Below are 15,451 nucleotides of genomic sequence, written 5' to 3'. Positions count from 1 at the left end.
ATTTTTTATTTTCATCATAATATTCCCTAGATATTTTAACTACTTCATTCCAGCACTTAGCACTTTCCATTTGCTTTTCTCTAACTAATCCAAATTGCTCTTTATTTAGTTTTAATTTCTCTCTATGAGTTTTTATCATTTTTATTCACCTCACTTTCTATATTGTTTATTATATACTACATAGAAAACTATATTCAAGGTGAGTGTTCTATACCTGTTTAATCAAGTTCAAGACCGAGCAATTCCACCCCATAGCTTTAGCAAGGGGCTATCTTGCTCAATTATTGTATTTGTTTAGATATTTTATCTCTCCATTTTTTTGATTTCTTTTTATTTGTAAAATGAGATTTTGTTATTCCTAGCTTTTTCATTCTAATTTCTCCATCTAGTTCTGTAAGATAGAATATATATTCATTGGCTTTTGATGTGAAGTATGAATCGGTATCTTGTTGTTGAACTGTTACTAATCGGGTGAATTCTCTAAATTTAACTATTTTATCATAAAGTACTTTCCAGTTTCTTCCTGATATATTTGCCATTTCATCTAGGTCTTGTTTTATTTCCCATGTTATATCTCTAAATTTACCAAGAGTTTTCAATTCTTCAACAGAGGTTACATTAATCCATCTCATATTTTTACTCCTTTATATATTTTAATCTCCTAAAATATATTCAGAAATAGCTTAGGTAATTACACACTTATTGCATTAATAAATAAACTAATTTATATTTTCTAAAGGATGTAGTAAACTTTTTTTGTTGATGCAATAAAAATAATCTGATAAATAAGTCTACTACTTCTTTATCAGATTATTATAAAAATCATTTATATTTTCTATATAGTAAGTTAACTACTTCTTTTTTACTTAAATTAGCTTATTTATATTTTACTTGTATTTCTCAATCTATTTATTAGGTTGTGTGTTCTTTACTTCTATATTTAATTTTTTGTTCATATCTTCTAACATTTGGTTAAAATTAGTTTTTGTATTTTCTTCTAGTTTAGTTGCTTCATCTACTGATTTTATAAAGTCTTCTTTGCTTTTGCTGTATATATCTTTAGGTAGTTTGTCAAGTTTTGCTATTCTATTGTCTATATTAGCTATAGTTTTTTCACCTTCAGCTATTAAATTTTCATTCATTTTTGCTATGTCTTTGTCTTCTGTTTTTAAATCATTTTTAAGACTATTTACGAAAGTTTGAATTTTTTCTTTGCTATCTATGTATGAGTCTTTTACATCTGATACATATTTTTCATTACCTGGGTATTCATTAGTATTATAGTATTCAATTGATAGATCTGGAGTTTGGTACATAGAGTAACTTCCTAAAGGACCTATGTAATCATTGTATAAAGTTGTATATTGCCCATTATAATCTACTTTTCCAGTTACATCTTCATTTTTTACTTCTTCATTTTTACTACATGCTACTACTCCTATTCCTAGTGCTAGGGATAGTACAATTGCTAGCCATCTTTTCATAATTCATTTGCCTCCTAATTTTATTGGTTAAAATTAGTTTTTACAAATCAAATTAAATTATTCTATACTTCTTAAATTAAAAAGGACTATAATTTTGTTTTTATAGTCATTTAACAATTTTTTATAATAATTTTTCTTTCCATTCGTCTTCTTTAAATCCAACAACAACATTTTTTCCATTAAATGCTATTGGTCTTTTTATTAGCATACCATCACTAGCTAGTATTTCTAATAACTTTTCATCAGATTCAGATTTTACTATATCTTTTAATCCTAGTTCTCTATATTTTACACCGCTAGTATTGAAGAATTTTTTTAGCTCATAGCCGCTTACTTCATACATGCTCTTTAATTCTTCTTTAGTTGGAGGAGTTTTTACTATTTCTATATCCTCAAATTTTAAATCATTTTCCTTAAGCCAAGCCTTGGCTTTTCTAACTGTAGATCATTTTGAGTATCCATAAAATTTTATCACTTGTATCACCCTTTGTTGTTGTTTTATATTTTATTTATACCCATTTTTTATTTTTAGTAACAAGTATATTTATAATTTTACAATATACTAAGGCAGATTTATTTTTGAAATATTGAATTCCTCGCAAATCACTTCTATTTTATTAAATAAGTCATAATCTAATTCATTTAACTTTTCTTTATCTTCAGTCCAAATTCTTATATTATTTACACTATTTGCAATCCATCTTAATTTTTCTATTTCTGAGTGGCTATTAAAGCATTCTTCAGATAATGCTATTGTATCGTGTGACTTTATGCATATTTTGCAATGGTAATGTTCTTTCATTAGGTAGCTCCCCTTTTTAACTTATTGTTTATCTAAAAGACATTATATCATAAGTATAAAGTTTTATAATATCTAAATAATATATAGGTGCTATATCTAAAACTAAGGATTATACGTATTCCTTAGTTACATACTCAGAGGCTGTTAAGTACAGTGCATTTGGATAAAACATTCCAAAAGTAATTACGTCTCCTACGTTAAAACTTTCTATATTTTCATTTATTTCTACTATCAAATGATCACTGCTGCTTCCTATTATTTCAATTCCCTTAGTTAAAGGTAGTAAGGTATCAGTAGTAACAAAATCCTGCTTTCCTATACCTAGTATTGCTCTTGTTTTTATGCCTCTATCTTCGTAAACAGGCTTGTTACCAAATGCATCAATAAACATTTCTCCTATTGGATAAGTTGGTTTTCTCTTTAGTTCTATAATTTCTGCTTTTAATTTCAATGTATCTTTATGCAAACTATCTTCTATATTGTAGCCCCAGTAATCTATTAAATCTCTACCAACAATAATAGCTTCTCCAATTCTTAAATTGTTAACTTTCTTTGGTATATTGTTATCTAGTACTAAAGAAAGTGTTGTTGTTGCACCTCCTGAGACTATATCTAGATTCCTACCTATTTTTGCTTCTATATCCTCTGCTACTTTGCATAGTTTACTTAAGTTTTCGTAAGTTGGCTTTATAGAACCATAACAACTTAAATTTGTTCCTACTCCATAAAGTTTTATATTTCTTAAGTTGTTTTCTATATATACTGCTGTTTCTATAATTTCCTTTTCATCTATAATCCCTTCTCTTAGATCCCCTAAATCCATCATAAGAATTACTTTGTGCTCTTTATCTTGCTTTTCACATTCTTCATTTATTTTTATTATTGTTCCTATCTCTGAGTTTAAACTAATATCTATATATTTTACCACTTCCTCTATTTCCCTTACCATTGGCATACGAATTAACATATTTTCATTACTTATGCCTACTTTTTTTATGTCTATTAACTGGCTAATTCTAGAACTTGCTATGTATTTACATCCACCATCTACCATTTTTTGAACTATATCTACTTGTGCATTAATACCTTTAATAACCCCCGCTACATTTATATTTAGGTTTTCACATAAATTTACTATATACTTTGCATTTTCATATATTTTATTTAAGTCTATTTCTAATACTGGATATTGTTCTTTAGTCCCCATGATCTGCCCCCTATTTTTAACTTCTGCTTATATACTTTCCTTCTCTACTATTTATTAAGGTATTGTCTTTTACTGCTATCTTACCATTTACAATTACATAATCTATTCCAACAGGTGTTAAAGTTGGATTTTCAAAGGTAGCTTTGTCTATTATATTATTTTCATCAAATATAACTATATCTGCGTCCATATTGACTTTTAAGCTTCCCTTATTTTCAAGTCCTAGTCTCTTAGATGGTAAAATAGTTATTTTCTTTAAAGCCTCTATTAGAGTAAGTTCTTCTTTTTCTCTCACAAACCTTCCTAATAATCTAGGAAATGTTCCCGCTCCTCTTGGATGTCCTTGTGATTTATTAAATAGTCCATCACTACCAACAAAAACGAAAGGCGCTTTTATACATTCAATTACTTCTTCTTCATTCATTACAAATGCAACTGCTAACATATCTGGATAGTTTTCTCTTACATAATAAAATGTTTCTTTGTCACATCTTACACCCTTGTATTTTCCTTCTGTTAAAAGTATACTGTCATAATCTTTTTCCCATCTTTCAAAACAGCCTTCATCAAATATAGCCGAACCAATATATGTACTAAAAGCATCATATGGATAGCAATCCACAGTTATATCTAATCCATCATCTATTGATTTTTGTATTAAGTCTATTGATTCATTCATCATACCCGTTGCACTACAACTTCCTAAGTGAGATATTTGCATAGGTAAATTAGTTTTTCTAGATAAATCTATCATTTCTTTTACTGATTCTATTGCTTTTTCACAGTCACTTCTAAAATGTGCTGATAAAAATAATTTGCTTCCTTTTATACAATTACATACTTTTAGCATTTCCTCAAAAGTTATTCCTGGGCTATATTCAATTCCAAAGGATAATCCTACTACTCCTAAATCTTCGTATTCTTTAATAAGCTTACATACTTTTTCTATTTCTAAATCATTAGCTTCTCTATAATTATCTAATACACCTATTTTTTCACGAAGTGTATTATAACCTATACTCATTACATAGTTTATTGGTGCACCATTTTTATTTATAAATCCTATAAATTCTTTCGTGTCTCCGATGTTTATCCCACAATTACCTCCATGTGCTGTTGTAACTCCCATTAAACACATTTTATTGGCTATATCATAATTATCATTTTCCATACTGTCTATTAATTCTTCATGCATATGAATATCAATAAATCCTGGCGATACTATTTTTCCCTTTGCATCTATTGTATTTATAGCATCTTCAGTTATGTTTCCTATTTCAACTATTTTTCCATCTTTTATACCAATATCAACCTTATTAAAAGTGTTATTATCAAAATCTACTATTTTTCCATTTATTATCTTTATATCGTACATAATCAAATCCTCCTTTATGATACTTATTTATATCCTTTTATTTAGAATGGACCATAGTTTATATATACCGAAATTGTAATAAGTATACATCCTAATAACATCCAAATTAAGAATAAAGGTAACATCCACTTAGCCCATTTATCCCACTTAACACCTGCTATTGCTATTGATGCCATAAAGTACCCTGATGTAGGAGAAATTACATTTGAAAATCCATCCCCAAATTGGTATGCAAGTACTGCTGTTTGTCTACTTATTCCTGCTAAATCAGCAATCGGAGCCATTATAGGCATTGAAACTGCAGCCTGTCCACTTCCTGATGGTATAAATAAATTAGTTAAACTTTGTACTATAAACATTCCTACTCCACTAAGTGCTGGAGGTAAATTCGTAATCATAGCTGACATACTGTGTATAATAGTATCTATTATATTTCCTTCTGTTAAAATAACCATAATAGCTGTTGCAAAACCAACCATCATCGCTCCTAGAACCATATCTTTTGCTCCATTTACAAATTCATCAGCAATTTCATTTAGTTTTAGTCCTCCGATTAACCCTCCGATAACTCCTATAATAAGGAATATTGCGGCTAACTCTGTTATATAAAATCCTAACTTCATTACCCCATAGCTTAAGGACACTATACCTAAAGCAAATACTATAAGTACCCACTTATGTTTCTTTGTAAATTCTTCAACCTGTTGCATATCTGTCTTTTTTCTTTTAACTTTATCTTCTTCATATGTAGCGCTAAGCTCAGGATTTTGTTGTATTTTTTTAGCATATCTATAAATATATAAAATAGTAACACTTACTAATATAACGTAACAAAATACTCTGTAAGCAAGCCCTGAAAACAATGGTAATCCAGCTATACCTTGTGCTACACCTATTGTAAATGGATTTAAAAATGCTCCTGCAAACCCTGCGCCTGCACCTATAAGTACTATGGCAGTACCTGTTATAGTATCAAATCCAAGGGCTAAACATAGTGATATTATTATTGGATAAAATGGCATTAACTCTTCTGCACATCCTATTACAGCTCCTGCAAAGGAGAATACCAGTACTAAGACGGGAATTACTAATTTTTCTCTTCCTTGAATTTTACTTACTATTTTTCCTATCCCTGCATTTATAGCACCTGTTTTTTGGATTATTCCAAAAGCTCCTCCTATTAATAAAATAAAAAATATTATTTGAGATCCTTGATTCATTCCTTTTGGAATAGATTGAACTACTCCAAAAGGTGTTACTGGTGTTTGTTCTACATTTTGAAAACTATCTGCCAAAACATATTCTCTATTTGTTTCACTATCAATTTTTCTTTCATAACTGCCTGCTGGTACTATATAAGTTAATATTGCTGCGAAAATTGCTATACTTGTTAAAAGTATATATGTGTGTGGCATTTTAATAGACTTTATCATAATTTCTCCCCCTTAATAATAATTTTAAAATAAAAAAAAGTCCCTTGGTTAAAAACCAAGAGACGAAATTTATCCGCGTTACCACTCTAATTAATAAGTAATATACTTATTCACTCAAATCTCTTAAGGCGAGATTCACCTAATACCCTACTATTAGTTCAAGTATTCTCCTCCAAAGCTCTATTCAATAAAAATTTTATTACTAGACTCACACCAACTCCAGCTCGCTGAAACTTAATTTATATCTACTCTCTTTTTCATAGAATTTTTACATATTTTTAACATTTTTAACATTATTGTAGTTTTAATTTTCATAATTTTCAATATAAAATTTATTTTATATGTATTTTTAATATCTTATAGCTTAATTCGACCTCTATTCATATGAAAATTTCATTACAATTCTCTATCTATATGTACTACTATGCAGCCTTAGATGACTTTTTACTTTCTTTTATTTCTTTTGAAAATGCTATAGATACTATTCCACATATAAACATTAAACCTGGATAATATAAGTATGGTAATATCTCAACAGGAGATATACCTACAACTCCTGCCGCAGTTAAAAGTTGAGCTCCATAAGGTATAACCCCTTGCCAACAAGAAGAGAATATATCTAATATACTAGCAGTTTTTCTTGGGTCTATCTCATACTTATCAGCTATATCTTTTGCTAATGGCCCAGCTGTAACTATTGCAATAGTATTGTTAGCTGTACATAAATCTATAACACTAACTAGTGCTGCTATTCCAAACTGTGCACCTTTTTTACTTCTTATTTTGCTTGTTATAAAGTATAGAATATAATCTATTCCTCCATTAAACTTTATAAGAGATACCACTCCACCAACTACTATACATAAAAGACTTAGTTCATACATTCCACCAATACCATTAGATATAGCTTCTATAAGTCCAAATATATCAAATGATTTTGTTAATAGCCCTATTGTTCCAGCAAATATTATTCCACTTCCTAATAAAGCAAATACATTAACTCCAGCTAAAGCTCCTATTAACACCACTAAATAAGGTAATACTTTAACTAAATTATATTCATAACTTTGACTAGCTACATTGTCATAACCTAAAGTTATTACTGTTAATAATATTACTGTTATTATTGCTGCTGGTAAAACTATCTTGAAGTTCACTTTGAATTTATCTTTTAACTCACATCCTTGTGTTCTTACTGCTGCTATTGTTGTATCTGATATTATAGACAAGTTATCTCCAAACATTGCCCCACTTACAACTGCTCCGATTACTAACGGTACTGGTATTCCTGTTTTTTCAGCTATTCCAAGACCTATTGGCGCTAGAGCTGCTATAGTTCCAACTGAGGTCCCCATAGATACTGATATGAAACATCCTATAACGAATAAACCTGCTACTAAAAGATTTGATGGAAGTATTGATAGACTTAAATTAACTGTTGAATCTACTCCTCCCATTGCTTTTGCTACACTTGAAAATGACCCTGCAAGTAAAAATATTATTACCATTAAAATAATATTTGTATCTCCTGCTCCCTTGCAAAATACATTCATTTTTGTTTCTAAACTTTCTTTTTTATTAAATAATAGTGCTACTGCTCCTGCTATTAGAAATGCTACTAATGCTGGCATTTTATAAAAATTACCAGTTATTATTCCACTTCCTACAAATAATAATAAAAATACACCTAATGGCAATAACGCTAATGGATTACCTTTTTTAATTTCTTGATTCATTTTTTTAATCTCCCTTATTGTATATTTTGATTTTGTCCTAACCTTAACTTTCTATATTCAGCATACAGTCCACTAAAACTTTAGCTACTAAATATAATTGAAATTTATTAATGCATTAAAAAAACTCCCGCCCTAAGAAATTAATCTTAGGAACGAGAGTTAACTTTCGTGTTACCATCCTAATTTGTTTGTATTTCACAATACAAACCTCATCAAGTACGCCAAATTTATGGTTATACTTTATCACTGTAACGGGTGAACCCGTTGTAGCCTAAATCTCTATAGATCTCGGTACACCGCTCCAAGGCCATTTTCACTTTAATATCCTTTGCTCCTTCTCACCAATAGAAGCTCTCTGTAAAAGTATTCTTAAGGTTACTTTCCTTTTCATAGCATTTATTACTGCTGTTTTATTTTGTCGTTTTTTATATAATATACTTTTTTAAATTTTTTGTCAATTATTTTTTATAATTTTCTAAACATTCAATTTCATATCTTTCGCTATCTCATTTATACAATCTTCTGCTTGAGGATATAATCCCGTCTTGTCAATAAAAGCATGGTCCATTCCATTGTATCTAATACTTCTACAATCAACACCAGCTTCTTTTAACCTTTTTGCATAACATTCTCCCTGAATTCTTAAGAAATCATATTCAGCAACAACCATTAATGTTTTTGGAAGTCCACTTAAGTCTTCTACTAACAATGGAGAAGCATATGCATCTTCACTTAAAGTTGGATTTTGAAGGTATAGCATTGTTAGCAAATCTTCAGCTCCTTGCATAGCAGTTACCATTTTTTCTATTAGCTCTTTATGAACATCTCTTTCATATTCATCTATACTCCAATTGTAATCTTTGCATTCTTTATTTGAAAGAGTTACTACTGGATAAATAAGCGCTTGATATTTAATCATATTTGTTTTTAAATCTCTATCTTTCATAGCACAAACTGCCGCTAAATTTCCACCTGCACTATCTCCAGATACCCCTATTTTATTTATATCAACATTTAACTCTTCCCCATTTTTATAAACCCACTTAACTATATCAAAACAATCTACTACTTGTGCTGGGTATGGATTTTCTGGAGCTAATCTATAATCCACTGATACTACTACCATATCTCCTTTTTCTGCTAATGCTTTACATGGATTTTCAACAGTATCTACACTTCCACCTATAAAACCTCCACCATGGAAAAATATTAAACATGGTGCATTTTTAGATATATTTTCTGGTGTATATATTCTTACTGGTATTTCTGATTCTTCACCTTGAATGTTTTTGTAAGTAGTTTTTATTTCTGTTGTAGTGATATCCTCATTATTCCATCCCATAGATGCTCTCATTTGTCCTAATGGAAATCCATTGAACATAAAAGTATCATCTACTCTTTCATCTTTAAATGAATATTTATCCATATTCATTAATACATTTAAAACTCGTGGATCTAAACATCCTGATAAATCTGTATCTGGAATTTTCTTAATTATTATGTCACCATTATTAGTCGTTTTTACTTCTATATTTTTTTCTAGTGCTTCTACTAATTCTCTATAGTTATTTGAATTCATAATAATCTCCCCTGATTAATAAATTTTTACTTTATTCATTCATTTGTTTTATAATATTGTTTATTGCATCTTCAGCTGCTGGATTAAATGTAGCTATTGCTCTTAATGGCATAAACTTCATCATCTCAACAAACATATTACCTGCACCTAAGTCTATTGCTCCAAATTGAGCCATCATACCATCCATTAATGGTTTAACCGCTGGATGATGTGCTATGTCACCTATAGCAGTATTATTAGTAATTGCCTTTTTTATTTCAACAGTTGAGTTAACTGTAACTGATTCTTTTAATATTATCTCTTTTGAAGACTTACCTATTAAGATTTCAAACTCTCCAGTTTCTACATGCCAATCTTTTATATTAACATTGTAGTATGCAAAGCTTCTCTTATCTAATTCAAATGAGATTTCTTTTTCTTCCCCTGGATTTAAACTTACTTTCTCAAATCCTTTAAGTTCTTTAGATGGTCTTGAAATCTTACTTTCAACATCTGATACATAAAGTTGAACTACTTCTTTACCATAAACCTTGCCAGTATTTTTTACCTTTAGACTAACAGTCATTTTTTCATTATCATTTATTTCAGTATTGCTTACTTTTAGGTCACTGTATTCAAAGTTTGTATAACTTAATCCATGTCCGAATGGGAATAATACATCAATTTCTTTTGTATCATAATATCTATATCCTACAAATACACCTTCTTTGTACTCTACTTTATCTATATCACCTGGGAAGTTTAGATAAGAAGGATTATGAGCTAATTTCATTGGGAAAGTTTCAGCTAATTTACCTGATGGGTTTACTTCTCCATATAATACATCTGCTATTGCTTTTCCACTAGCTTGACCAGTAAGATATCCTTCTACTAATCCTTTTATATCCTTAACAAATGGCATTTCTATTGGTGAACCATTGCTTAAGACTACTACTATATTTTCATTTATACTTTGTAACTCTTTTACTATACTCTCTTGATTTATTGGCATATTTAAATGAGTTCTATCAAAACCTTCTGACTCATATCTTTCTGGAAGTCCTATGAATAAAACTACTTTATCAGCTTTAGTAGCTAATTCTTTTGCTTCTTTTACTAACTCCTCATTTATATCATCTACCTCTAAATCATAACCTCTAGTATATGATACATTTTCTTCTCCAACTAAGCTTAATATTTCTTCGTATGCATTGTCTATTCTAGTTGGATTTATGTGTGAACTTCCTCCACCTTGGTATCTAGTTTTCTTAGCAAGGTCACCTATAACTGCTATTTTTTCAGATTTAGCTAATGGAAGTATTTCTCCTTCATTTTTAAGTAAAACTATACATTCTCCTGCTATTGCTCTTGCTAATTCATGATGCTCTTCTTTGCTAAATGTAGCATTCTCTTTTTTATTTTCTACTGCTTTAAACGTTATTTTTAATAGTCTTTCTACTGATCTATCTAATACTTCTTCACTTAAAGTTCCATTTTTAATAGCTTCAACTATTACTGAGTCTCCTTTGCCTCCATCAGCTGGCATTTGAAGTTCTAGTCCTGCATGTAGTGCCTTATCTCTATCAACTACAGCTCCCCAGTCTGAAACTACAAAGCCTTCATATCCCCATTCATCTCTTAAGATTTGTGTTAATAATCTATAATTTTCAGAACAGAATTCTCCCTCTAGTTTGTTATATGCACACATTACAGTCCATGGTTTAGCCTCTGTTATTGCAGTTTCAAAACTAGCTAAATATATTTCTCTTAAAGTTCTTTCATCTACTATTGTGTCTATAGTCATTCTTCTTTCTTCTTGATTATTTGCTGCAAAGTGTTTTATTGATGTTCCTACACCTTGACTTTGAGTTCCTTGTATTTGGTGTTTTGCTAATTGACTTGAAAGGTATGGATCTTCTGAGTAATATTCAAAGTTTCTTCCGCATAATGGAGATCTTTTTATATTTGCCCCAGGCCCTAATATTATAGATATATCTTCTGCCTGACACTCTTTTCCAAGTGCTACTCCTAAATCATTTACTAAACCTCTATTCCATGAGCAAGCAAGTGCAGATGCTGTTGGGAAACAAGTTGATTCAATACTTTTGTTTAATCCTAAATGATCTGATTCATCAGCTTGCTTTCTAAGTCCATGTGGCCCATCTGTCATCATTATTGATGGTATATTTAATCTTTCTATTGATTTAGTATTCCAAAAGTTTAATCCTGAGCATAAAGATGCTTTTTCTTCTATAGTCATTTCTTTTATTAATTCTTTTATATTCATGTATATTATCTCCTAATTCCGTAGTATCGTTTTCCTAATTACTATTTTATAGGTTTTAAAAGAATAATTCATTTTGATTTTTAATTAATTTATATGCAAATATTAATACATTTTAGAATAAGGGCTTATGTTTTAAAGTTCTATGAAATTAAAAAATCACCATAATAAGATTAAAATTTAACTTATTATAGTGATTTATATTAGTAAATTGGTTTTATGGTATAAATTTTAACTTCATGTGGAGCTAAATTTTCTTCAATAGAATACTCATTTTTTATATGTTGAATATGCTTTTTAATATTTGGAGTTGAGTTATTATTTATATACTTAACATCTTCTTCATCCATACAATTAGGATGTCCCATATCTATCCAAGTATCAAATGCTGACCCTTTTTCTTTACCTATTGTATATTCTTTAAACAAATAATCACCATTATTAAAATTCTTCAAGTTTAAATTTATATACTTCTCCATATTATTGAAAACATCATATCTATTGCATTTATCTATATGAGATATATCTCCCTTTGTATAAAGATTGTCAAAGTGACAATAGTTATAAAGTATTATTTGATATGTATCATATTGTTTTGTAACAAAGTAACCATCTCCACTTTGTATTAATTCATTACCTAGTTTACTTAAAAATTCATAGGCATAAAAACCTGGTTTTTTTATTCCATTATTAGTAATTAGACCTAACCCACCATGAAAAGTGTCTGTATCTATTCTAGATTCTTCTAATAAATCAGTAGCAATCCAATATCCAAAGCCTTGAATATTATCTATATTTTCCAAAATATTTTTAGCGATATAACTTGCCTTATATAAAGTATCATTCGTTAAATCTCTATGAGATGCTGTTGAATTCCACTCTGTCATATATATTTCTATGTCCTCTAGTTTATACTGTTGTAATATATACTTAAATCTATTTATTAAATCCTTTAAGTAGTTTTCATTTTTATCTATATGTACTTTACTTTGTGTAATTTGATTTATAGACATATTTAGTAAACTATCTATTTCTGGTGATTCTAGTGGGTAGCTATGGAAAGTAAAAAAATCAGGTGTGCAGTTATTATCTATACAATAATTTATGTAATTATCCATCCAATCACTTACTAATACAGTATGGCCTAATATAGATGGACCACCTACTTTTAAGTTTTTATTTATAGCTTTTATTGTATTATAAGTTTCTTTAAAAAAGAAATTATAATACTCTTTTATATCAAATCCAAATATTTTATTAAGGTCTGGTTCATTCCATACTTCAAAATACCAGGTTTCAACTTCCTGCATTCCATATCTATTTATACAGTGTTTTACAAGTTTTTCAACTAAGAGATTCCATTTATTTATATCCTTAGGTTCACTTATTATGCTGTTTGTATAAAACATCTTTTTATCATTACTTAAAGCTAGTTTTGATGGCATAAATCCTAGTTCTATAAATGGTTTTAGACCTATACCAAGTAAAAAATCAAATAATTTATCTACATATGTAAAGTTAAATATAGGCTTATTATTTATACCTTCATCATATACCATCATTTCATCATCAAAGACACCATGGAATCTAATATATTTAAATCCTATACTCTTTTGAATTTCTCTCAGATATTCTTGAACATCTGTAATAAGTCCTTCTTTTGCTTTACCTATAGTTATTAGATTTTTCCAACTATGATTTATTTTTTTAGTTTTTTTATTTAAGTCTATATCTATTTTATTTTCTATTCTATTTATTATTTCAACTTTATCTATTCTTTCAACTTTAGAACTAATAGATTTATTATCTACCTCTAAATACTTAAAAATAGAATCCATATGTCTGCTAGTGTTCAATTCAAAATAGTTTATACTTTCATTTTTGATATTCATATTTATTTTTTTTGTATCATATGACTTCTTTCTATAACTACTCGGTGTTTCACTATATATATTTTTAAATAAACTAGTAAAAGATTTTACATTTGCAAAGCCATTGTTTAGTGCAATATCAGTTATATTATAATCTGTATTTATTAAGTCTTTAACAGCATACTCTAATCTTATAGAATTCAAATAAGTTAGAAAATTTACACCCATATATTTTTCAAAAAATTTACTAAAATACTGTGGACTTAAATACTCCATATTAGCAATTTGACTAAGAGTTATATCACTATTATAATTTTTTCGCAAATACTCTGTAACTCTATTTAATCGCTCTAAATATTTGTAACTCTTTTGGTCATATCTTTTTTCTATACTGGATTTAAATCTATTTATAATAATATATACAAGTTCATGTAGTAATGAATTTATTTTTATACAGTATCCGTTATTTTCTTTCATATAGTTGTATATTATTTCTGCTAATATTTTTCTAATTAAAACAAATCTATTATCATCATCACTATGTTCAAAAGATTTACATTTAAAGTTGATTCTATCTATATTTTTGTACAGTCCTGTAAATTTGTTTAAATTTATCTGAATAGCTATAACTATATTTTCTTCATTAGACTTTACTGAGTGTATTTCTTTTGAGTTTATAATAATTAAATCGTTTTCTTTTAAGTTATATAAATTTCCATCAACTAATAAATTAACCCTACCCTTTGTCACAAATAATATTTCAATACTCTCATGCCAGTGGCTTTGTACTTCGTTAATTTTGTGGATGAATATATTTGCAGGTAATGCATCATTAAATTTTATTGCTTCATATGTATAACTCATCTTGCCTCCCACAGTTTATTCATTAAGTTTTTGCTTCAAACGTTAGTATAACCCACCCTGTCCTATTTTAAGACCTGGTGGGTATTATATGGTTGTATCTATATGTAGCTATTTTACCTCTTTTACTCTACCTACAATACCACTTTCTAGCATAACCTTAATACCATGATGATGCTCTGCTGAGTTTGTAAGTATTCTTTTTACTATACCTTCTGTTAGTTTTCCTGTGCGTTGGTCTTGCTTTTGTACTACTAGTACCGCTGAACCTATTTTTATATTACTTCTCTTTGTTCCAGTCATATTTTGCTCTCCTATCTGTTAAAGAAAAATTGTTGAGGATCTTTTATATTAAATATTTGTATTAGTGACATCATTTCAGGATAAGTCCATTCTGTTGTGCCTTTTATCTTTCTAGTAAGAGTTTGCTTACCCACACCTAGTCTAGTAGCTAGGTCATTAAATGTTATGGAGTATTCTTGCATAAGTTGATTAATCTTATCTTCCATGTTGTGCCTCCTCTCTAATTTTAACAATATTCTATCTTATACACCAGTTATAAATTTAAAGATAGTATTATCAATAAATTTATATTTTGTCCTTTTTTTACTCCCTCTCAAACAAATAGAAACCTTATGCTCTATTAATGATTAACCATTTTCCCCTGCTTTAATGCATTTCTTTCTTCTATTGACATTCTCCCCCATAGCTAAAGCTAGGGGATTCATTGAGATTAGCAAGTGATTAAATCGAAGTCTATTTCTAGTATCGAAGTATGACCTCACCATAGGGGCTATGTCATTAGCCCTTCCTAAATCAGACCATCTAGGTATTTAGGCT

At 28.8% G+C, this 15,451-nt stretch carries 13 protein-coding genes and 2 other annotated features; all 13 genes read right to left on the bottom strand.

Features of this window, described 5'->3' with window-relative positions; translation table 11 throughout:
• Window positions 1-281 precede the first annotated feature (281 nt).
• The 13 genes from ACRC03_RS00715 to ACRC03_RS00655 all read right to left on the bottom strand — a co-directional run bounded on the left by ACRC03_RS00715 (window position 282) and on the right by ACRC03_RS00655 (window position 15,120).
• Window positions 282-632 (bottom strand): hypothetical protein, encoded by a 351-nt coding sequence (locus ACRC03_RS00715; protein WP_438650624.1) that lies wholly within the window; start codon window positions 630-632, stop codon window positions 282-284.
• A 273-nt stretch (window positions 633-905) separates the two neighbouring features.
• Window positions 906-1,484, bottom strand: a complete 579-nt coding sequence (locus ACRC03_RS00710; protein WP_438650623.1) for a hypothetical protein — start codon at window positions 1,482-1,484, stop codon at window positions 906-908.
• A 121-nt stretch (window positions 1,485-1,605) separates the two neighbouring features.
• The gene (locus ACRC03_RS00705; protein WP_438650622.1) at window positions 1,606-1,959 is read right to left on the bottom strand and encodes an arsenate reductase family protein; all 354 of its coding nucleotides are present in this window, start codon (window positions 1,957-1,959) and stop codon (window positions 1,606-1,608) included.
• Window positions 1,960-2,046: 87 nt separating this feature from the next.
• Complete coding sequence (locus ACRC03_RS00700) at window positions 2,047-2,286, bottom strand: hypothetical protein (protein WP_438650621.1); 240 nt, start codon at window positions 2,284-2,286, stop codon at window positions 2,047-2,049.
• A gap of 109 nt (window positions 2,287-2,395) precedes the next feature.
• Window positions 2,396-3,493 (bottom strand): alanine racemase, encoded by a 1,098-nt coding sequence (locus tag ACRC03_RS00695; RefSeq protein ID WP_438650620.1) that lies wholly within the window; start codon window positions 3,491-3,493, stop codon window positions 2,396-2,398.
• A 16-nt stretch (window positions 3,494-3,509) separates the two neighbouring features.
• Window positions 3,510-4,868 (bottom strand): N-acyl-D-amino-acid deacylase family protein, encoded by a 1,359-nt coding sequence (locus tag ACRC03_RS00690; RefSeq protein WP_438650619.1) that lies wholly within the window; start codon window positions 4,866-4,868, stop codon window positions 3,510-3,512.
• A gap of 41 nt (window positions 4,869-4,909) precedes the next feature.
• Window positions 4,910-6,301, bottom strand: a complete 1,392-nt coding sequence (locus ACRC03_RS00685; protein WP_438650618.1) for a YfcC family protein — start codon at window positions 6,299-6,301, stop codon at window positions 4,910-4,912.
• Between the two features lie 55 nt (window positions 6,302-6,356).
• Window positions 6,357-6,571: a binding site (T-box leader), on the bottom strand.
• 152 nt (window positions 6,572-6,723) lie between these two features.
• Entirely contained in the window at window positions 6,724-8,055 is a 1,332-nt protein-coding gene (locus tag ACRC03_RS00680; protein ID WP_438650625.1) for a Na+/H+ antiporter NhaC family protein, read from the bottom strand.
• 127 nt (window positions 8,056-8,182) lie between these two features.
• Window positions 8,183-8,437: a binding site (T-box leader), on the bottom strand.
• Window positions 8,438-8,512: 75 nt separating this feature from the next.
• The gene (locus ACRC03_RS00675) at window positions 8,513-9,616 is read right to left on the bottom strand and encodes an alpha/beta hydrolase (protein ID WP_438650617.1); all 1,104 of its coding nucleotides are present in this window, start codon (window positions 9,614-9,616) and stop codon (window positions 8,513-8,515) included.
• A gap of 31 nt (window positions 9,617-9,647) precedes the next feature.
• On the bottom strand, window positions 9,648-11,882 hold the full coding sequence (locus ACRC03_RS00670) for a glycoside hydrolase family 3 C-terminal domain-containing protein (protein WP_438650616.1): 2,235 nt from the start codon (window positions 11,880-11,882) through the stop codon (window positions 9,648-9,650).
• Between the two features lie 200 nt (window positions 11,883-12,082).
• Complete coding sequence (locus ACRC03_RS00665; protein WP_438650615.1) at window positions 12,083-14,614, bottom strand: GH39 family glycosyl hydrolase; 2,532 nt, start codon at window positions 14,612-14,614, stop codon at window positions 12,083-12,085.
• Window positions 14,615-14,722: 108 nt separating this feature from the next.
• A complete protein-coding gene (locus ACRC03_RS00660; RefSeq protein WP_438650614.1) occupies window positions 14,723-14,914 on the bottom strand; it encodes a YwbE family protein in 192 nt (63 codons plus the stop codon).
• 11 nt (window positions 14,915-14,925) lie between these two features.
• Window positions 14,926-15,120 (bottom strand): helix-turn-helix domain-containing protein, encoded by a 195-nt coding sequence (locus ACRC03_RS00655; RefSeq protein WP_438650613.1) that lies wholly within the window; start codon window positions 15,118-15,120, stop codon window positions 14,926-14,928.
• Between the last annotated feature and the right edge of the window lie 331 nt (window positions 15,121-15,451).

Source organism: Romboutsia sp., assembly GCF_051659545.1.
In the GTDB taxonomy this organism is placed as follows: domain Bacteria; phylum Bacillota; class Clostridia; order Peptostreptococcales; family Peptostreptococcaceae; genus JBOFOR01.
This window is presented reverse-complemented; position numbering and strand designations above follow the sequence as displayed.